Source organism: Motiliproteus sp. MSK22-1, assembly GCF_001968815.1.
GTDB lineage: Bacteria > Pseudomonadota > Gammaproteobacteria > Pseudomonadales > Balneatricaceae > Motiliproteus.
On record NZ_MIEQ01000062.1, the window covers coordinates 1 to 19,527 of the forward strand.

Annotated in this window: 17 protein-coding genes, 1 tRNA gene and 2 rRNA genes; 15 read left to right on the forward strand and 5 right to left on the reverse strand. The window is 44.8% G+C overall.

Annotation, left to right across the window (positions count from 1 at the left end; translation table 11 throughout):
* Both BGP75_RS27260 and rrf read left to right on the forward strand, forming a co-directional pair.
* A 23S ribosomal RNA gene (locus BGP75_RS27260) occupies positions 1–211 on the forward strand; the annotation flags it as partial.
* A 127-nt stretch (positions 212–338) separates the two neighbouring features.
* Positions 339–454: ribosomal RNA gene (rrf, locus tag BGP75_RS18815) — 5S ribosomal RNA — on the forward strand.
* Positions 455–1,665: 1,211 nt separating this feature from the next.
* Here the strand turns inward: rrf and BGP75_RS18825 are convergent.
* From BGP75_RS18825 to flgA, 4 genes are all read right to left on the reverse strand, one after another.
* A tRNA-Arg gene (locus BGP75_RS18825) sits at positions 1,666–1,741 on the reverse strand.
* 73 nt (positions 1,742–1,814) lie between these two features.
* Complete coding sequence (locus BGP75_RS18830; RefSeq protein ID WP_076720425.1) at positions 1,815–2,297, reverse strand: flagella synthesis protein FlgN; 483 nt, start codon at positions 2,295–2,297, stop codon at positions 1,815–1,817.
* 74 nt (positions 2,298–2,371) lie between these two features.
* Entirely contained in the window at positions 2,372–2,686 is a 315-nt protein-coding gene (gene flgM / locus BGP75_RS18835; RefSeq protein ID WP_076720426.1) for a flagellar biosynthesis anti-sigma factor FlgM, read from the reverse strand.
* 230 nt (positions 2,687–2,916) lie between these two features.
* Entirely contained in the window at positions 2,917–3,627 is a 711-nt protein-coding gene (gene flgA / locus BGP75_RS18840) for a flagellar basal body P-ring formation chaperone FlgA (protein WP_076720427.1), read from the reverse strand.
* Between the two features lie 166 nt (positions 3,628–3,793).
* Here flgA and BGP75_RS18845 point away from each other — a divergent pair, with 166 nt between their 5' ends.
* From BGP75_RS18845 to flgL, 13 genes are all read left to right on the forward strand, one after another.
* The gene (locus BGP75_RS18845; protein ID WP_076720428.1) at positions 3,794–4,723 is read left to right on the forward strand and encodes a chemotaxis protein CheV; all 930 of its coding nucleotides are present in this window, start codon (positions 3,794–3,796) and stop codon (positions 4,721–4,723) included.
* Positions 4,724–4,772: 49 nt separating this feature from the next.
* Positions 4,773–5,636, forward strand: a complete 864-nt coding sequence (locus BGP75_RS18850) for a protein-glutamate O-methyltransferase CheR (protein WP_076720429.1) — start codon at positions 4,773–4,775, stop codon at positions 5,634–5,636.
* Positions 5,637–6,004: 368 nt separating this feature from the next.
* Positions 6,005–6,406, forward strand: a complete 402-nt coding sequence (flgB, locus tag BGP75_RS18855) for a flagellar basal body rod protein FlgB (protein ID WP_076720430.1) — start codon at positions 6,005–6,007, stop codon at positions 6,404–6,406.
* Positions 6,407–6,411: 5 nt separating this feature from the next.
* Positions 6,412–6,855 carry a flagellar basal body rod protein FlgC gene (gene flgC / locus BGP75_RS18860; RefSeq protein ID WP_076720431.1) on the forward strand — a complete coding sequence of 148 codons (444 nt, stop codon included), beginning with the start codon at positions 6,412–6,414 and terminating at the stop codon, positions 6,853–6,855.
* Between the two features lie 199 nt (positions 6,856–7,054).
* Positions 7,055–7,723 (forward strand): flagellar hook capping FlgD N-terminal domain-containing protein, encoded by a 669-nt coding sequence (locus tag BGP75_RS18865; protein ID WP_076720432.1) that lies wholly within the window; start codon positions 7,055–7,057, stop codon positions 7,721–7,723.
* Positions 7,724–7,732: 9 nt separating this feature from the next.
* Positions 7,733–9,685 carry a flagellar hook protein FlgE gene (locus BGP75_RS18870; RefSeq protein WP_076720433.1) on the forward strand — a complete coding sequence of 651 codons (1,953 nt, stop codon included), beginning with the start codon at positions 7,733–7,735 and terminating at the stop codon, positions 9,683–9,685.
* A 205-nt stretch (positions 9,686–9,890) separates the two neighbouring features.
* On the forward strand, positions 9,891–10,625 hold the full coding sequence (gene flgF, locus BGP75_RS18875) for a flagellar basal-body rod protein FlgF (RefSeq protein WP_076720434.1): 735 nt from the start codon (positions 9,891–9,893) through the stop codon (positions 10,623–10,625).
* 86 nt (positions 10,626–10,711) lie between these two features.
* Entirely contained in the window at positions 10,712–11,497 is a 786-nt protein-coding gene (flgG, locus tag BGP75_RS18880; protein ID WP_076720435.1) for a flagellar basal-body rod protein FlgG, read from the forward strand.
* A 68-nt stretch (positions 11,498–11,565) separates the two neighbouring features.
* Positions 11,566–12,246: a flagellar basal body L-ring protein FlgH gene (gene flgH / locus BGP75_RS18885; protein ID WP_076720436.1), complete on the forward strand. Its 681-nt coding sequence runs from the start codon at positions 11,566–11,568 to the stop codon at positions 12,244–12,246.
* Positions 12,247–12,315: 69 nt separating this feature from the next.
* The gene (locus BGP75_RS18890) at positions 12,316–13,392 is read left to right on the forward strand and encodes a flagellar basal body P-ring protein FlgI (protein ID WP_233152979.1); all 1,077 of its coding nucleotides are present in this window, start codon (positions 12,316–12,318) and stop codon (positions 13,390–13,392) included.
* A 72-nt stretch (positions 13,393–13,464) separates the two neighbouring features.
* The gene (locus tag BGP75_RS18895; RefSeq protein ID WP_076720532.1) at positions 13,465–14,649 is read left to right on the forward strand and encodes a glucosaminidase domain-containing protein; all 1,185 of its coding nucleotides are present in this window, start codon (positions 13,465–13,467) and stop codon (positions 14,647–14,649) included.
* Positions 14,650–14,781: 132 nt separating this feature from the next.
* A complete protein-coding gene (gene flgK, locus BGP75_RS18900) occupies positions 14,782–16,806 on the forward strand; it encodes a flagellar hook-associated protein FlgK (RefSeq protein WP_076720438.1) in 2,025 nt (674 codons plus the stop codon).
* Between the two features lie 2 nt (positions 16,807–16,808).
* Positions 16,809–18,785, forward strand: a complete 1,977-nt coding sequence (flgL, locus tag BGP75_RS18905) for a flagellar hook-associated protein FlgL (RefSeq protein ID WP_076720439.1) — start codon at positions 16,809–16,811, stop codon at positions 18,783–18,785.
* A 50-nt stretch (positions 18,786–18,835) separates the two neighbouring features.
* On the opposite strand, the gene BGP75_RS18910 is transcribed toward flgL, so the two are convergent.
* Positions 18,836–19,156 (reverse strand): flagellar protein FliT, encoded by a 321-nt coding sequence (locus BGP75_RS18910; RefSeq protein ID WP_076720440.1) that lies wholly within the window; start codon positions 19,154–19,156, stop codon positions 18,836–18,838.
* Positions 19,157–19,527: the final 371 nt, after the last annotated feature.

Below are 19,527 nucleotides of genomic sequence, written 5' to 3' on the forward strand. Positions count from 1 at the left end.
CGGGCAATGCCATTGGCATTGCCCGGTAGCTACGTTCGGACGGGATAACCGCTGAAAGCATCTAAGCGGGAAGCCCCCTTCAAGATGAGATCTCACTTGGACCTTGAGTCCACTAAAGAGCCGTTCAAGACCAGGACGTTGATAGGCTGGGTGTGTAAGCGTTGTGAGGCGTTGAGCTAACCAGTACTAATTGCTCGTGAGGCTTGACCATATAACACCAAAGCGGTGTTGATGATCGGCACAGACGTAGACACAAGTTGTAACGACCGGATATTGATAGATCGAGCGACAGAGAACGAACTTAAAGCAACATAGATCACAGATTCACGCTTTTTTTGCTTGGCGACCATAGCGATTTGGAACCACCTGAACCCATCCCGAACTCAGCAGTGAAACGGATCAGCGCCGATGGTAGTGTGGGGTTTCCCCATGTGAGAGTAGGTCATCGCCAAGCGCCTAACAGAGAAAGCCTCGTCCTGACGGACGGGGCTTTTTTTATGGCTGCGATTTAAGATTCCCTGAACCCATCCGCGCCCAATCTCAGAAAACCAGCAGTGAAACGGATCAGCGCTGTGGGGAGTGTGGGTTTCCCATGTATTCCAGCTTTGCTTATTCCTTGTCTAACTCTATGGCTCTTGTGTTACATGGCTACTTTGAAACCATAAATCAGATGATGGCCGATAGAGTAGATATAGTGCTGATATTTCCATACAAGTTATTATCAAGGCAGGTATCAGCTCTAGAATTGATGGAATAGTGGAAAGGTCACTTCCAGAAAGAAGGCTGATCATCAATCCAAGAAGTATAAAAAACAACTAAATATGAATATAACCAAAAGTAAACCACGGACCCAAATACGCCTCCGTTTTGCTTTTTCAGCACAAAGAACAATAAAGCAAAAAGTGAGAATATTTGTTAATAGCCCCTCAGATAGATGACCATTAGAAAGTATTTTAAATACATCTACTGCTACGTATACGAGTGAAATTATTGCAGAAGACCACAGTAGTAAATAGGCTCGTTTTATCGTTACTGGCAGATCAGACAATCCTTCGTTAAACATTAAAATTCCTTATATCCTAATTATTCGGTTGTTATTTGGAAGGTGTAAATCTTATCAGTTAAACTCAATTGTAAAGATTTTTATTTAATCTTTTGATTTGTATGGAAAATATCTATTATCATACTGTGTCTGAAATCGTCAAGATTATTCAGCAATTGGGATCTAATGGAAAGCTTGAGGGAGTTAGGGTTCATACCGTCCTGATATGAGCCCTTAGACGAGGTGGTTTGCGCGTCGCGTTTCCATGCTACCAAGCTGTCGTCCCTGTCAGCCATCAGTTCCCTCTGATAACCTCGCGAGCTAAGTATCCGTTTTTTATGGCCTCCGTTTATATAGGAATATTTCCTATTTTTAGCCTTATATTGGTATGCTTGCTCAATAACCAGCGATTATCAGGCTTAGAGCATATCTAGATATTAAGTATAAACGTGCCCCGCAAGTACGCGCTGCCATGCCGGTTGACATAACAGTTTGGAAATTGAGTTTCTATATTGATCCTTGTGTGGTCGATCGTCTATATCTTGAAAGGTGCAGCAGTTGGGATAAAGCGTGTCAGAACCTTCTTCAAATTAGAGGCTGAGAAGGCGGGGGAAAGTGAGAAATGGCCTCCCCGAGAGGACTCGAACCCCTATCTAAGCCTTAGGAGGGCCCTATTCTATCCGGTTGAACTACGGGGAGGCTGTGGGGCGGAATTTTACCGTTATAGCACAGCGAAGTCGATACTTAGTTTGTTGTTTTTCTGGAAGAAATATCAGGCTTTGCCTAGGGTATTTTGTGCGCTGTAATTCCCTTTAGCGCCGGTCTGATTGTATAGAGTGGTTTTTGTTGTGTGGCCTTGCAGGATGTTAAGCAGGCGGTCCATGCTTTTGCGGCTACGCATGACTATTTTCTCATTTCTCTCATTTAATGAAGCACAGTTCTTTAGTAGCTCAGCCAGTTTGTTCCATGCGTTGCTAATAGCTTTAGCCTGGTCTTTTGGAAGTGTTTCGAGAAATGAGTTAAAACCATCTTCATCAGCGGTATGACCCTGTGCATTGAGAAGCTGATTTCGGGCGTCTATATTTTCAGCAATCTTTAGAAGTAGAGTCTGTTTTTTTTTGATTGTGGACTGAAGCTGTTCAACAGAATGGGATTCTATTGCTTCTTTTTCATGCTCACAGAGGTTACAAAGGGCTGACAATTGCTTGCAGCCCTCATTAACTAGCTGAAAAAACTGCTTTGAAGTGGTGCTCATATAGTTGGAGCGATGCTCTTATAAATATTAGGGTTCTCGTACTAATACAGATAGCATTAAATATAAATAGTATCTTAGCCGTAAATCCGGCCTTCTAGATCCAGTATCTTAGTGGCCAAGCGTTCTGCATCCACGCCGTAACTGCCATCCTCGATCGCTTTTCTAATGCTCTCAACTCGTTCACTGTTAACATCAGGAAGCTGGCCGACCTGCTCTTCGAGCTTCTGTAATGATTGGGCTTCGTTACTGAACGTTACCGTTCCAGGTTGAGCCGCTTTATCAGACACTTCCTGCTGGTTTTTGCCCGAGTGTGATTGACCGGACCCTTCCAGTTTACTTCGTGTGCTAGTCGAAGGTGTCGATGACAAGCCTGTCAGATCGATCGCCATCACGATTTCCTCAATAAATATCCTACTAATGCCGCTGTGCTTTCAGTACTGCGCATTTTCTCTAAGTAGGTTCTCGGCCAATCCGCAAAGAACTTTAGAAAATTTATCCGACTTTAGCAATTACAGCCAAGTATATAGGAATCTGAAAGAAAATGCCTGTGTTGTCAGAATGGGAGCGTCGGCTGATCCATTTGTCTTTAATATTCAAGGGAGAAGGGACTTGTTTACTACTAGCGGCCAACACGAACTTGTCCTTTACCGATAACTCTGGCGCGAATTACTTTCCCAGAAGTTTTGTTTCTGACGTTGATTTGTTGGTCCTGCCGGCCGTCTTGCAACGCTATTCCTGCCACGCGAACAATCACTGAAGAGCCTTGCCCTGCGTTAATTATAACTTCATCATTTTTTCTAATCAGCAGAGGAGGGCTAAGTAGTCTTGGAGTGATAACCTGATCCTGCTGAATAGCCCTTTTTAGTTGATATCCTGATATTTGTTCGACAGAAGTATAGTACCCTGATCGAAGGTTGGATATTTCCGTTGTCAGTAAGTAAGTATTGGACTTACCCAGTATGCTGCCTTTAGGGAGTGCTTGCTTACCCACTGCAATTTTCCGATATATATTTATCGAGCCACTAAGATGTAAGCTCCAGCGTTTTGGATTCTGGCAGCTGGCTTTAATAGAAAATCTGCCGGGTTTCAGTAGGCGTGGTGTTCTGAGCAGTGGGGGTTCGGCACAAGTAGGGAATTTACTTCGAGAATTGAACGTGCTGAACTGGATCTTAACTTCATCGCCTTCCTGGATTTCTTCGGCAATCTGTTGTTCGATGAACCTTGTAGCCTGTTGCTTTAGTGATTCAACTTCTGCCAATGATTGACTTGTTGTCAGAAAAAAGGCCATAAAAAGAAGAATTTTGGTTTGCTTTAAACTACCCTTAATCACAGAAATACCCTATTCTCTGTGCCTTTGTGACGGTTGTATCTGGTCATGATAGACTAACCTTTATTACTGGAATTGTTAGCCTTATAGGCTGGTGGGTCTTACTGCTTTCTTAGGGTATTTAAATTCTTATACCTGCATAACGCAAGTGAACATATGGGAGCCGGGCATGGCTAGTGTCCTCGATAGTGTTAACCAGAGAACCCAATTGGTCGGTAAAAACCGGCTGGAGCTTCTACTGTTTCGCCTTGAAGGTAAACAGATTTATGGAGTTAATGTCTTTAAAGTCCGTGAAGTGATTCAGTGCCCTAAGCTCACGGCCATGCCAAAGCTTAAGGCCAGTGTAAAAGGTGTTGCGCACATTCGTGGGCAAGCAATCCCGGTGCTTGATCTGAGTGCTGCCATGGGACACCAGCCTATTAGTGATCTTGATACTGCTTTTGTCATTGTTACTGAATATAACAATCAGGTTTTGGGCTATCTTGTTCATAAAGTAGAGCGCATTATCAATACAAACTGGGAAGAGATTCATCCGCCACCTAGAGGTGCGGGAAAGGACAATTATCTGACTGCAGTTACTGATCTGAATGGTGAGCTGGTTGAAATTCTTGATGTTGAGAAGATTTTGGCTGAAGTAGCACCAAGCAATGAGGCTGTTGATCAGAAGCTGGTGGATGAAGTCAGAGATTCACAAAGTGAAGCCCACCATATTTTCATTGTTGATGATTCGATAGTGGCCCGTAAACAGTTGGAACGCTGTTTAAAAGAGTTGGATGTAGAGGTTACATCGAAGAAAAATGGTCAGGAGGCACTAGAGTACTTTCAAGGATTAGCCGATGAAGGCGTACGTATTGCAGATAAATTTTTGCTGATTATTTCCGATATTGAAATGCCAGAGATGGATGGTTACACCTTAACGGCATCAATTCGAGCGGATGATCGAATGTCGGATGCTTATATTATGTTACACACTTCTCTTAGTGGGGTTTTCAATCAGGCTATGGTAGAAAAAGTAGGGGCAGATGAATTTCTTGCTAAATTTCAGCCTGATGAATTGGCATCTCGTGTTATGGCACGGATTAGGTCCCATAAAAGTTAGTTTATTAGGCTTAATGTCCATGCGCCTGACGTACTCTTAGGAAGTTTAAATGACAATCAGCACCAGTACTAACACTAGGTCGCGAGTAACTATTTCGGCAACGGGATTCAAACTGTTTCGTGATTTTTTGGAAAATGCCTGCGGTATTCTATTAGGTGACAACAAAGAATATTTAGTGAGTAGTCGCTTGTCTGGAATCATGCATGAGCACCGATGTGAGACCTTGGATGAACTTGTTCAGCGTATGGGGCGACCGGGAGGTAACCGACTTAGTGAAACTGTAGTCGATGCGATGACAACAAATGAAACTTTATGGTTTCGTGATATCCATCCGTATAATATTCTACAGAATAAGTTGTTACCGGAAGTTGCAGAAAAACTGGGTAGCCAGCAGCTTAGGATATGGTCTGCAGCCTGTTCATCAGGGCAGGAGCCTTATTCCATCAGTATGATTATTGATGAGTTCAAGCGCTCAAAGCCCGGTCAATTGCGTGGCGGAGAACGCATAATTGCCACTGACATTTCATCAAGTGTGCTAAATCAAGCCCGTAAGGGAGAGTACGATACGTTGGCTTTGGGGCGCGGGCTGTCAAAAGACCGACTAGAGCGACATTTCTTAAAACAGAAAGATTCCGGTTGGAAAGTCAAACCGGATATTCAATCAAGGGTTGAGTTTCGGCCGTTGAATTTATTGGGTAGCTTTACGATGCTTGGTAAGTTCGATGTGGTTTTTTGCCGCAATGTCCTTATTTATTTCTCATCAGACTTAAAGCAAGAAATTCTTCGAAAGATCCATTCTTCTCTTAAACCTGGTGGTTATCTATTGCTGGGGGCTTCAGAATCTCTTGGGCATTTGACTGATCTTTATGAAATGGTCCACTGTAGCCCTGGGATCATCTACCGGGCCAAGTAATTTTGTAGTTCAAGGTGCACGTCCTTATAACTAACTGTGCAAAGAATACATGTAAAAGAAAAAAGGGCCGTTCTCGGTCCTTTTTTGTTGTTGATGTTTGTTTTCAGTAATTGGCTGTTTTGTGGTCGATGTTTGTTATCTCCAGTTTACAGCTGCCATCACAGCTCTTCTTGTTGCCGCTAGGTAGATATGAGCGGTAATCTCTTGCCGCTTTTTGTTGTCTGTTATATTGAATCTGTTTAAAAAAGCCTGTTAATAGGCTGGTTTCCTGTTTGGCACCATTGTTGCTTGGTTGTATGTAAATGGTGAAGAATCATGCAAATGAAGCGTTAACAAGACTTTTTGGATAAGCAGAACTGGAAATAACAATGGCAATATCCTTCGACAATGCATTGGGTATACATCAACAAGCGTTACTAGTGCGTGCGGAAAGGGCGGAAGTGCTTGCCAATAATATTATTAATGCGGATACACCAAATTATCAGGCGAGGGATTTGGATTTCAAGGCGATCCTGGCGGGGCAGCGTAGTGGCAGTTCGGTTCTTCCCATGGAGAAAACCAGCGCTAACCATCATGGTGGGATCATTAACCCTGAATATGCCGCCGATCTGATGTATCGAAACCCACTGCAGCCATCTATCGATGGGAATACAGTGGATGTCCAGACTGAGCAGGCAGAGTACGCTCGAAATGCTCTGGATTTCCAGACGAGTTTCACCCTGTTAAACAGAAAATTCACCGGCCTTCTTAAGGCGATTAAAGGCGAGTAATTGTTATGTCTTTGTCTAATATATTCAATATCGCCGGTTCAGGCATGAGTTCTCAGTCAATTAGGCTGAATACGGTCGCCAGCAATATGGCCAATGCTGAAAGTGTCAGCAGCAGTGCTGATGATACTTATCGTGCTCGTCAGCCAGTGTTTCAGCTGATTCAAGCGCAACAGGATGACCCTTTTGGTGCGGCACTGTCCTCATCAATGGCCGCCGGGCAAGGTGTTCAAGTTGTAGATATTGTTGAAAGTGAAGCTCCTTTGCGACAGCAGTATGAGCCAAATCATCCAATGGCTGATGAGAATGGGTACGTTTTTTATCCCAACGTTAATGTGGTTGAAGAAATGACCAACATGATCTCAGCATCACGCTCATTTCAGGTTAATGCAGATATTATGAATACAGCAAAAGAAATGATGCAGCGGGTATTGACGTTAGGGCAGAGCTAATTCTTCACTGGAAGCTATCTAGTGACAAGAGAAGAGCGGTCATTATAAAAGGCGTATAAGCTTTAAGAGAAAAGAGCTGGTGGGCAAAAGGGTTTAATAGAAAAGCTGAAAGTGTGGCACGAATAACATTGAAGATGAAACGCAGAAACCTGGATGGAGCGGCTTGTTGGCCGGTGACTGGATTCAGGGGAGGTGACAGATGGCCGACGTAAATGGTGTCAATAATCAGGGCAATGTCTACACGGATCTGAATAAGACCGAAGAGACCAAGAAAACTGATTCGCAGAGCGATATGTTTATGGAGTTGATGATTGCAAATTTGCGCAATCAGGATCCTACGAGCCCTGCTGAAACCAGTGAGTTTATGAATCAGATTTCTGACATGACAATGGTTGAGGGGATTACCAATCTTAATACCTCCATGGAGAGTCTGACTAGCTCGCTGCTTTCAAGTCAAACAGCTTTGCAAGCTTCTTCAATGGTTGGTCAGAAAGTGTATGTCGAGTCTGATCAAGCTCGAGCTGATAGTACATCTGGAATTATTGATGGTGTTGTCGAATTAGAAACTAGCGCCTCCGATGTTCAGGTATCTGTTTTTGACGATGTGGGTAGTCTTGTCGGGCAGTTTTCCTTAGGTGCTCAAGCCAAAGGTGATGCTAATTTCGATTGGCAGCTTGAGGAAGGAATGAAGCTTGGAGGTTATCGGATTGAAGCGACTGCTACCATCGATGGTGAGCCTACTTCAGTACCTGTTTTTGTCGGAATGAATGTGAATAGTGTAACCCTGGGCCAGAATGGCGTGGGTATGAAAGTTAATGTTGATGGTGGCTCTGTGTCACTGGACGAAATTAAGCAGATAGGTCAATGAGGTGTAACCATGGCATTTAATACTGCAATCACGGGCCTAAAGGCATCGACCATTGAATTGGACGTTACCGGTAACAATATCGCTAACGCCAGTACGGTTGGATTTAAGTCGGGGCGTACTGAGTTTGCCGACATTTTTACCACGGTTGTTGTTGGTGCCGGTAGTAGTAATAACCCAGGTGCGGGTGTAATCGTTTCAGATATCGCGCAAGACTTTACCGCTGGTACTATCGAATTTACTAACAACAATCTTGATTTGGCGATTGACGGTAGCGGTTTCTTCCAGCTTGATGATGGTCAGGGAGGGACTACTTATACTAGGGCTGGTGGCTTTGAGCTTGATAAAGATGGCAAAGTGGTTTCTAAAAATGGTAAATTTTTGCAGGGATTTGGTCTAGATGCTGCCGGAAATATGCAGCCTCTGGGAGATTTGGTAGTATCCGAAAAGGAGAACGATCCCAAGGCTACAGAAAATATCTCTCTATCGGTCAATATTGATTCGCGGTCTGATGCAACAGCCTTATTAAGGCCTTATGATACTGATGATTCAGGAACTTTTACCTTTAGTACTACAACACGTTCATTTGATAGCCTGGGTAATGAAAACACAATAAAATTTGACTTTATAGAACAACCCCCGTTTCGTGAACGACAGACATTGTCACTTTCCACTACCACTGCGGCAGGAAACATTGAAGTTGGTGGGGTGGTTGTTGCACTAGCCAACGGTGATACTCCTGCCGTTATTGCAGGCAAGGTTATTGCGGAGGCGGCCAATATTATGCAACGCGATCCACGCATCGCGTCGATTACTGCAGATCCTACTAATGCGGATAACATATTAATTACCTATAAAGCATCTGCTGCTGATGTTGAAGAAATTGTTGTTTCTGATGTTGGTTCTACAGGAACGGTGGCTACCAATTTTTCTAATCCAGATCTCATTGCCAATGAAGTACAAGCTGTTGAGGTGGCCACTCCAACGGGTGCCGCGCAGATATTTTTTGGCGGTGTTGCTATTGATGTTAGTAACGCAACCGTGCCGCCGGATACTTCTACCGATGTTGTAACGAGAATCGTAGCAAATCAAACCGCTATTATCGAAGCGAATCCAACAATTGATAGCTTAACAGCTGACCTGCTTTCTACACCGCCGAGAGTCCTGATTACTTACAAGCCCGAAGAGGGTAATGTCGCGGAGTTGGTCATTGATGAAAATGGTACAGGGGCATTCGCTGCTGCGACAACTGCGACTATCGTGGAGAATGGTGATGACACGTACCAGGGAGTTTACCAAGTTTACGGCTATTTAAATGGAACGGAGTTGTTGGATATCGGCAAGCAAGTACCAGCTGGAGCAACCGGTAGTACTACTACACCTATTGCAACAGAGCCCGGTCCTATATTATTGAGATTCAGTACAGTCGATGGAACCCTTACTTCGGTAAATAATACCGTTGTTAGCGGTGCCGGAACGGCTCCAAAGATAATTTTGACGGGAGCAGATCCTGCGGATCCCTCTAACTTGGTTGAAATGGATATCACAGGTACTACCCAGTTCGCTTCAGAGTCCATTGTTAAGCAATCAACTCAGGATGGTTTTGCCAAAGGTGACCTTATCGGGGTGACCTTTGCCGCTAACGGTACTATGGTAGCCAGTTTCAGTAATGGTCAAAACAGTAGTTTGGGTATTGTTGCATTGGCGACTTTTGAGAACATGTCGGGTTTGCAATCTGTTGGTGATACCGAATGGGCGGCTACTTTGGACTCTGGTCAGGCTATTCTTAACCCTCCGGGTACAGGCTTGAATGGGGCTCTTCGTTCTTCTGCTTTAGAGCAGTCTAACGTTGATTTGTCAGAAGAGCTGGTTGCTTTGATTGAAGCTCAGCGAAACTTCCAGGCAAACTCGAAGACTCTACAGACGGAAAATGCAGTAACTCAGACTATTCTGCAAATCAGCTAAACCTATACAGGTTATCTACTAGTCAGATAGCGATACCTTAAAAGCACGCCTCGAATTAGATTCGGTGCGTGCTTTTCCGTGTCCGCTAAAAACTGGCATTACCTTTGCATTTGCTCTTGTATTGAGTGGGATTCTGAAGATCTATCAACTAGTGACTTTGAATTCCAGTTTTGGCACCAATCGGTGCCCTTTGCAGGGAGTAACCATGGACAATCTTCTTTATTTGTCGATGACAGGAGCCAAAGAAACAATGTTGGCTCAGGCGTCTCATGCCAATAACCTGGCTAATGCCAGGACAACGGGCTTCAAAGCTGATCTGGCTCAGGCCCGTGCTATGCAAGTCCTAGGCCCCGGCCATGAGAGCCGTGTCTATGCCATGACGGAGCGTCCGGCAACTGATCAGACTGCTGGAGCGCTTAATCATACGGGGCGGGATTTGGATGTTGCTGTGCAGGGGCAAGGCTGGTTAGCCGTTCAAAGCCCCGATGGTACGGAAGCATATACGCGAGCTGGAGAACTGCAGATTTCCGCAACAGGGCAGTTGTTGACTGGCAGTGGCTTGCCGCTTCTTGGTGATGGTGGACCCATCGAGTTGCCGCCGGCGGCAAATATCGACATAGGTCAGGACGGAACGATCAGTGTTTTGACTCTAGAAGGCGAGCTGGCAGTGGCTGGCCGAATAAAATTGGTTAACCCTGATCCTCAAGGGCTTGTAAAAGGCGCTGATGGATTAATGCGTACAAAAGCTGGTGAGGAGGCTCCCTTGGATCCTGAAGTACAGCTGGAATCTGGCTATTTGGAAACAAGCAATGTTAATGCAGTTAATGAATTGACATCGATGCTGGATTTAGCCCGTCGCTTTGAGATGAATATCAAGATGATGCAGAACGCCCAGGAAAATTCCGAAGCGTCGGCACGTATATTGCAAAATCTTGGTTAGGGTTAGCTAAACGCATACCTATATTAATAAGGCGAGCGGAATTATCGACTGTATTACCGCGTAGCAGGTGAATTGGGAGTTACTTTGTGAACAGCGCTCTATTTATTGCAAAAACGGGATTAAGTGCACAGGAAACAGCTTTGCAGGTAGTATCGAATAACCTGGCAAACGTTAATACAGATGGCTTCAAGCGTGATCGCGCTGTATTTGAAGATCTCTTATATCAGGTTCAGCGACAACCAGGAGCTCAATCCTCCGATAGTACTGAATTACCTTCTGGGTTTCAGCTCGGGAATGGAGTCAAAATAGTCGGTACTCAAAAATTGCATACCCAAGGTGGCTTCAAGGTTACCGAACAGGAACTAGACGTAGCTATCGAAGGTAAAGGTTTTTTCCAGGTGACTTTGCCTGATGGTAGTTCCGGTTATACGAGAAACGGAAACTTTCAACTGAACAGTATCGGCCAAATGGTTACTTCTGAAGGTTATGAGCTACAGGGGGTGACTCCAATTCCATCTGATGCTTTGAATTTGACTATATCGAGGCAGGGAGAGGTTACTTACGGTCAGCCAGGAAGTACTACTTTACTGTCAGCAGGTACTATTTCCATGGCCAATTTTATAAACCCAGCAGGGCTGCAAGCTTTAGGAGGGAATGTTTTTATTGAGACTCCAGCAAGTGGTGCTCCGGTAGTCGGAGCACCTAGAGATGAAGGGATTGGCGGCACTATTCAAGGTGCGTTGGAAACCTCTAATGTAAATTCTGTAGAAGAGCTGGTTGATATGATAACCGTTCAGCGAGCTTTCGAAATGAATTCAAAAGTGATCTCAACAGCTGACCAAATGTTGTCCTTCGTAACGCAGCAGCTTTAAGCGTTAGCCGCAGTGAATGAATAGCATATAAAGTTTGAAAAGTAATAAGGGCTAATAGGTACAGAGTGATGAACAGCATAAAACAAGTTTTGCTACTTATCGCATGTGGATGGTTAGTGGGTTGTGTAAATAATCCGCCGAAACCAGATAGTCCTTATTATTCGCCAGTCCCTCCTGCTGCAATGGTGGCTCCCAGAGTTAACAATGGAGCTATCTATCAGGCTGGAAACGCTATTTCTTATTATGAAGATGATAAGGCCCGTCGAGTGGGTGATATTCTAACAATCGTTTTGACTGAAAATACTTCTGCATCCAAGTCGGCTGATAATGAACTGAAAAAAGAAAGTTCAATCACTATCGCACAACCTACCTTATTGGGTGAGGATCTAGAGATATTTGGTAAGCCTTTGTCTGGCTCTTTAGATGGAGGAACTCGTGATTTCACCGGTGAAAGCGAAGCTACTCAGAAGAATAGCTTGAGCGGAAACATTACTGTTACGGTAGCTAATGTGTTACCCAACGGCATTATGCAGGTAAGGGGGGAGAAATGGATGACGTTGACCAGCGGTGAGGAATATATCCGTATTAGCGGTTTAGTCAGACCACGAGATATTTCAGCCAGTAATACGGTCGAATCCACCAAGCTGGCTGACGCACGAATTACTTACAGCGGGACTGGTGAGTTCCATGATGCAAATGTCATGGGTTGGCTATCCAAGTTCTTCTTTAGCCCTCTTTGGCCACTGTAATGGAGACGCGTTATGTCTATTTATAGGATACAGTTAGTGACCTCTGTTCTTAAGCTTCAAGCAAAGTTGATGTTAGTGGCTCTACTGTTAACTTTGAGTTTTACTGCCTCTGCTGAACGGCTGAAAGACATATCTTCCGTTGCTGGTGTGCGTGTTAACCAATTGGTTGGTTACGGTCTGGTGGTTGGTTTAAGTGGCACAGGCGACAAAGGTGGATTTACCTCTCAGACCTTCAAGAACATGCTGGGCCAGTTTGGTGTGACATTGCCTACCGGTGTTAATCCACAGTCCAAAAATATTGCTGCAGTATCGATTCATGCTGAACTTCCACCCTTTGCCAAGCCAGGACAAAAACTTGATATCACTATTTCATCTATAGGGGATGCTTCGAGTCTAAGGGGAGGGAGTCTTATCCTGGCTCCTTTGAAAGGAGCAGATGGGCAGGTTTATGCGATTGCACAGGGTAATTTGGTTGTCGGTGGTCTTGGGGTACAGGGAGCTGACGGCTCAAAAATAACCATAAATGTTCCTAGTGTTGGTCGTATTCCAAGTGGTGCGACAGTGGAGCGTGCGGTGCCTTCTCCTTTTGCAACTGGCGACCACCTCGTGATGAACTTAAATCAGCCCGATTTTACTACTTCGCGTCGTGTAGCTGAGCGTATTAATGCTCTGTTAGGACCTGATATTGCTACCTCCGTAGATGCTACGTCTATTCGTATCCGTGCACCAAGGGATGCGGGGCAGCGAGTAACTTATATGTCGGTGCTTGAAAATCTGGAAGTGATACCCGCAGAAGAAACTGCCAAGGTCATTATTAACTCTCGTACTGGAACAATTATTATCGGTCAGAATGTACGTGTATCTCCGGTAGCAATTACCCATGGCGGTTTGACAGTGTCTATTCTTGAGGATGTAGCTGCAAGTCAACCGGGCGCCTTGTCTGGTGGCACTACTGTGGTAGCACCGCGCTCAGGAATTGAAGTTGATGCTGATAGCGGGCACATGTTTGCTTTTGCTCCCGGTGCCTCTCTTAACGATATAGTTGAAGCCGTTAATAACGTTGGGGTGGCCCCTGGGGATTTGATGGCGATTCTGGAAGCGCTTAAACAGGCGGGCGCTCTTAAAGCAGAACTTGTTGTTATTTAATCGCGCAGATCTGTTGTTTATTGGTATGTGTTTTTTAGTGGATTATCAGAGTAGTGGATGGAGGGCTTTAAGATGGTAGATAAAGATCTTTCATTCAGGTCCTACACAGATTTTCAGGGACTTAACTCGTTAAAGCTGGATGCCAAGCGAAACGATAAAGATCCAGAAACCTTAGAAGCTGTTGCTAAGCAGTTTGAATCATTATTTTTAAATATGCTGATGAAAAACATGCGAAAGGCCAATGAAACCTTTGCTAAAGATAGCTATTTCAACAGCAATCAAACCAAGTTTTATCAGGATATGCTGGATCAACAACTCAGTTTAACTCTATCTGAAGGCAAGGGGTTTGGCTTAAGTGAGGTGATGATTCGACAGCTTAGTCCTAAGTCTTCGCTGGATAGTGTGGCGACGACAGATGCGTTGTCCAAAAAGGAAGGCTCTTCCAATAGCGCTGAATTGCAGCGACGACAGTTTGATCAGATATTAGAGCAAAGTGCCCGTGCTGCGATTCAGGCAATTGCTAAGCAAGAGAATACAGACAGCACCGCGGAATCTGAAACAAAAGATGGAGTAGCAGCACCGGCGTTACCGGAGCTAAAGCCTGGAGATTTTGTCGATGTTGTGAAGTCTGTTGAGGCTAGGTTGGCGCAGCGTGTTGGTGCTGTAAAAGGGACAGTAGGTGTTGGAAATGAACCGGTTGTTGCGGGAAATCAAGATATAGCTGGTGATGCACAACTGTTTAATCAGAATCTTGATTTACCGGAGCGTTTTGATTCACCTGAGCAGTTTGTTCAAAGCCTTTTCCCATTGGCTCAGTCGGTTGCTGGCGAAATGGGAATTGATCCCAGTGTTCTCATTGCACAGGCTGCTTTGGAAACGGGTTGGGGGAAGCATATGCCAACTAATGCTGATGGAAGCAGCAGTTTCAATTTATTTGGAATTAAGGCTGATAGTCGATGGGATGGTGAGTCAAGCGTCGTCAATACGCTTGAATTTAAAAACGGCGTTGCGGCTAGAGAAAAAGCTGCATTTCGTGCATACGGATCTTACCAAGAGAGTTTGCAGGATTACGTCAGTTTTGTGAGTGGAAATCCACGCTATCAGCCAGCATTGGAAAAAGTGTCTGATGGCCCAGCTTATCTAGAACAACTACAGCTGGCAGGTTATGCCACCGATCCTCAATATGCACAAAAAATTGCCGGTATCTTAACCGGAGATGTATTGAAAACGGCCCTTGTGGGCATTAAAGAAATTTAGAAATTTGCCGATACAAACAGAGCACCCAACAATCTTGTTTACAGTTGAAGGTTCGCCATATACAAGCGATAGCTATCCTTCTCTTCACTGATCGATTGCTCTGGTTTTGGCTTAAAGTGACGGGAGGCTAGAATGAGCTTAATTAATATTGGTGTTCAGGCGTTAAATGCGAACCAGCTGGCATTGGATGTTACTGGCCAGAATATTGCCAATGTTAACTCGCCAGGTTATAGCCGACAAATTGTTGAATTTGATAGTCGTACTGCACCAGCTCTTGGTGTAGAAATACAGTCTATCAGCCGGATGGCAGATAGTTTTGCCACTCAGCAGCTGTGGACTGACACAGCTGCATCTGCCGGTTCTGAAGCTTTTGTTTTTTTTGCTAATCAACTGGATGATGAGTTGGCCAATAGTGATACTGGCATATCATCGGCAATGGATTTGTTCTTTGGTGCCTTGCAGACAGGCGTTGACGATCCTGCATCGATTCCCGCCCGTGAGGTTGTTTTGGCTGAGTCTGACGCACTGGTTCGTCGATTTAACAGATTAGATAATTTTATTCGTGGGCATAACGATGATATTACGACTAACGTTAAGTCTCTCGTTAACCAGACCGCTCAAATTGCTAGCCAGATCGCAGACCTGAATGAAAAAGTATCTTTTGCTGTTGTTCGTGGTGAGCCAGCAAATGAACTTAAGGATCAGCGGGAGGAACTGGTCCGTCAGTTATCTGAAATCATGGGGGTATCCGTTCAGACTAACGGTGAAGATGGCGATATCGATGTTTTTGTTGGAAATGGCCAGCCTTTAGTGATCGGCAGCAACGCAAGTTCCATGACGGTACTTAATGGTGATCCTGATCCTGACGACCTAAGAGTAATGGTGCAGGTGGGGGCTCAACTGCTTGAAGTTGGGGATCAAATAAAGGATGGTGAAGTTGGTGGTTTGCTAACGTATCGGGAAGAGACACTGGTGCCTGCTTGGAACGAGCTAGGTAGATTGGCCATCGTATTCTCAGATAGCATGAATGAACAGCACCTTCAAGGAATGGACCTGGATAGTCAGCAGGGTATTAATTTTTTCAATGATCTGAGTTTATCTGGCGTAATCAGAGGTTCTACACAAAACAGTTCGACAATGGCCAGTACCCCGTTAGTTCGTGTCGTTGACGCTACTCAGCTCAAGGCTAGTGATTATGAGATTACTTTCACTCAGTCTGATGAGTTTACGATCGTTAGAAAAAGTGATGGTCAACAATTTAAGCTTTCTGACTTCACCCTGGATAACTCTGATCCCTCCAGTCAGGCAGACATGACGTATTTTGCAGATCCAGCAGGAGGGAGTTTACGCCTGACACTGGATGGCGTGACGATTAATTTAGAAACCACTGACGGATTTATTAAGGGCGATAAGTTTCTGGTTATACCTGTACGAAATGGTGCGGATGATATTGAATTAAATCTGACCAGTGGCCGTCAATTGGCGTTTGCCTCCCCGGTTCGGGGAACCGGAGCCGTGGATAATAGTGGTGTGGCGAATATCTCATCAATTGACATTACCGAGCCGGACAATCTTTCGTTTTCCTCAGTACCTGGACAGTTAACTCCACCACTGGAAATCGTGTTTAATGCTGGGACCCCAACAACATTTGATGTACTGGATGTTACTGATCCAAACAATCCGCAGCCTTATATGCTCACCAGCACCACTCCGTCAACACCCTTGACTGGCTTGGAATATACCAGCGGTCAGGCGATTCAGTTGAATGGTTTTTCCGTCACCATCGAAAAGCAACCAGATGCCGGGGACCGGTTTTCTTTTGTTTACAATACCGATGGCATTAGTGACAACAGTAATGCTTTTAAGCAATCGGCTCTTCAAGATGCGCAACTGGTTGATGGGGCTTCTTATCAGGATAATTATGGTGTCCTGGTAGAGCGGGTAGGTACTGAAACTAGTGTGGCACAGCTCAATGCCCAGGCTAACGCAACTGTGCTGAAAAACGCCCAGTCAGTGCGCGACAGTATTGCTGGGGTTAATATGGATGAAGAGGCCGCTAATATCGTTAAATTCCAACAAGCGTACCAGGCTGCTGCTCAGCTAATCAGTACCAGCCGTACCTTGTTCGATACCATACTGTCAGCGACAGGAGGTTAATTATGAGAGTTTCTACCCAGCAGATCTTTAACAATGCCGTTGCGCAGATGCAAAAGGGCCAGACTAACTTAGCAATGACGCAAGAGCGTATCGCTAGCGGTAAGGAGCTGCTGCGACCTTCTGATGATCCGATAGCGGCCGCCCAGATTTTGAAGTTGCAGAGAGAGATTGCTCGTACTGATACCTTTACTGAAAATATAGGTGTTTCTGAGCGGCGCTTAAGCCAAGAAGAGCTGACTCTGGACAGCATAGATACGGCTGCAGATCGAATGAAAGAGCTGACCATTCGGGCCGGTAGTGTGACGCTAACGGATGCTGACCGGAAAATTATTGCATCGGAATTAAGGCAGTTACAAGGAACGATGCTTTCTCTTATGAATACGAAGGATGCTCAAGGTGAGTATTTGTTTTCCGGTGGCTTGGGTCACACACAACCTTTTGTGCAAAATGGGAATGGCTCTTTCAGCTATCAGGGTGATGACGGACAGCGTTTTATTCAAGTAGGGTCTGAATTGCAGATAGCTAGCAGCGATTCCGGACGAGATGCTTTTGTTGTCATACCCGATGATATTCAGGTGCAGTTGCTCGGAAGAGATACTAATTTAATAACAACTCCAGTCTTTACCGATCAAGGGGCTGATACCGTTGGGGCTGCTTACTCTGCTTTTTCTGAGATAGCTGGAGATGTGGAAGTTGTTGTTCGTAAGATTCCTGGATCTAATGTAGGGGAGTATCACTACAGTATATTTGATAGTAGTGGTGCGCCAGTTACAGCAGGAGAGCCTCCTGTTCTTCAGCAGGATATTTTGTTCGATACGACTGATGCTACAGTAGATACCGTTACTTTTGGTGGTCTTGCTTTTGATATCAGTGCGCTTAGTGGTTCGTCTATTGAACTGGAAAAACAACCAGGCACCAGGCCTGACCCTCGTGTACTCTCGAATGAGCAGATACTGGATTCAACGGCTTATCTCTCATTTGTTGAAACCTATGGTAGTGATCTTAATGTCGCTGTTACGTTGTCATCAAATGCAGGAGTTGCAGAATATGATTATGTGATTACTGATTCGCAGGGAGTGGCGTTGCCTGGGCCAGTTTCGATCTCTCCTGTGGGGCCCATTATTCAGCCTACGCAGATTACAATTAATGATGGAGCTACAGATGTATTGAGTTTTACCCTGACTCCTTTTACTGATGGAGTCGATCCGGCGAATAATCTCTTGACGGATGATATGGCTGTGGCTGTTAGTATCAGTAATGACCCAGGGAATCTGATAACTGGTGCAGTACCGGCGGACCCGATGACGACAGCTTACAGTGACTTTGCGGCTGCGAATGGTAATGTGGATGTGATTTTTCGAAATAATGCTGGTGTGCTGGAGTATGACATCCAGGATGGAACGGCAACATCAGTCATTGGTGGATTTGCAGCGCTGGGGGCGGGCGATCTTTCTGTTCCTCAAATGGGCATTGACCTGACAGTGGATGCAGCAGCAGTGGCGCTTGCTTTACCTAACCCTGGTGACACCACTGCCGGCGGGTCAGAAATTACGCTTGGTGCACAGGTTAATACGGTACTTAGTGGGCAGGGGAATGTAACAATTCGTGCGAATGAAGGTCATCATAGTTTATTACAAACGGCAGAAGAGCTTATCAGTGTTCTTGAGACTCCGTTGGTTGATAGCGCGACTCGGGCTGCTTTAAGTACTGCTCTGGCTAAAACTCTGGAAGAGTTGGATATAGCTAAAGAGGGGAATCTGCAGGTTCGGACTCAGCTCGGAGCTAGGACAAACAGCTTGGATACTGCTCGAGAAGTAAACGCTGACTTTAAACTATTTACTGAATCTGCGTTGTCTCAATTACAAGATCTGGATTATGCTGAAGCTATAGCTGAATTCAGTTTACAGGAAATGGCTTTACAAGCGTCCCAAGCGACTTTTGCTAGGGTTAACAGTCTGTCTTTATTTAATTTCCTATAACACTGTTGCACAGGGAAGTGCTCTGTATGTTTACGTATACTTAAATAAAATTAGTAGCGTTTGATTGTTCTGCCATAAGCAGCCTTCATCTTCTGTCCTTGTTTTCTCTGCTTTAGGTTGGCAAATATCTTCTCTCGGTTCTCTTTGGCCAACGCCATGACTCTTCTATCTATCTTCTTAATCTCTTCGATAGCCTGCCGGACTTTGAGAGAATCTTCCATAACAATATTGAGAGCCAGTAATTGTTGAAGAGATTTGTCCCGCTTTTTAAGACCTGCTTCAAGTTGATCCCACTGGCTTTCTTCGGCGAACTGTAACAACTGTTTAGTTGTTTCAAGACAGATACTTAATATCTGTTGATAGGTCTCCATAGCGGTTGTTCCTTAGTGACTGATTCTTGAGTCGGTGTAACTCCTGATTCATCTAGGATTGTCAAGAAGATCAGGATACAGGGTTGTCACAATAAAAGCTCGCTTGAATGATAGCGGACGCTTGCATCCATTCCCCAGCGGAAAGCCAGCATCTGTTTAGGCCGTTTGCCACAGAATTTATCTTTAATAGATACAGTGATCTGTTGCTGTAGCAGATTCTCATAGTGGTAAAAATTGACTCAGATCAGTGTTTTTAAGTAAAGAGGACTTTTTAAGTAATCTTCTCTTAAAGACAAAGATTATGTTGCCGATAGCCAGTTTACCAAGGATTCAGTCTTCCAGGTTTAGGCGTAACAGATCTCAGGAAAAAA

Bases quoted from the DNA above. Each gene is read 5' to 3' on its own strand.
- BGP75_RS18830 (WP_076720425.1), bottom strand. From the start codon at position 2,297: ATGAGCACCACTTCAAAGCAGTTTTTTCAGCTAGTTAATGAGGGCTGC.
- flgM (WP_076720426.1), bottom strand. From the start codon at position 2,686: ATGGCGATCGATCTGACAGGCTTGTCATCGACACCTTCGACTAGCACA.
- BGP75_RS18845 (WP_076720428.1), top strand. From the start codon at position 3,794: ATGGCTAGTGTCCTCGATAGTGTTAACCAGAGAACCCAATTGGTCGGT.
- BGP75_RS18850 (WP_076720429.1), top strand. From the start codon at position 4,773: ATGACAATCAGCACCAGTACTAACACTAGGTCGCGAGTAACTATTTCG.
- flgB (WP_076720430.1), top strand. From the start codon at position 6,005: ATGGCAATATCCTTCGACAATGCATTGGGTATACATCAACAAGCGTTA.
- flgC (WP_076720431.1), top strand. From the start codon at position 6,412: ATGTCTTTGTCTAATATATTCAATATCGCCGGTTCAGGCATGAGTTCT.
- BGP75_RS18865 (WP_076720432.1), top strand. From the start codon at position 7,055: ATGGCCGACGTAAATGGTGTCAATAATCAGGGCAATGTCTACACGGAT.
- BGP75_RS18870 (WP_076720433.1), top strand. From the start codon at position 7,733: ATGGCATTTAATACTGCAATCACGGGCCTAAAGGCATCGACCATTGAA.
- flgF (WP_076720434.1), top strand. From the start codon at position 9,891: ATGGACAATCTTCTTTATTTGTCGATGACAGGAGCCAAAGAAACAATG.
- flgH (WP_076720436.1), top strand. From the start codon at position 11,566: ATGAACAGCATAAAACAAGTTTTGCTACTTATCGCATGTGGATGGTTA.
- BGP75_RS18890 (WP_233152979.1), top strand. From the start codon at position 12,316: ATGTTAGTGGCTCTACTGTTAACTTTGAGTTTTACTGCCTCTGCTGAA.
- BGP75_RS18895 (WP_076720532.1), top strand. From the start codon at position 13,465: ATGGTAGATAAAGATCTTTCATTCAGGTCCTACACAGATTTTCAGGGA.
- flgK (WP_076720438.1), top strand. From the start codon at position 14,782: ATGAGCTTAATTAATATTGGTGTTCAGGCGTTAAATGCGAACCAGCTG.
- flgL (WP_076720439.1), top strand. From the start codon at position 16,809: ATGAGAGTTTCTACCCAGCAGATCTTTAACAATGCCGTTGCGCAGATG.
- BGP75_RS18910 (WP_076720440.1), bottom strand. From the start codon at position 19,156: ATGGAGACCTATCAACAGATATTAAGTATCTGTCTTGAAACAACTAAA.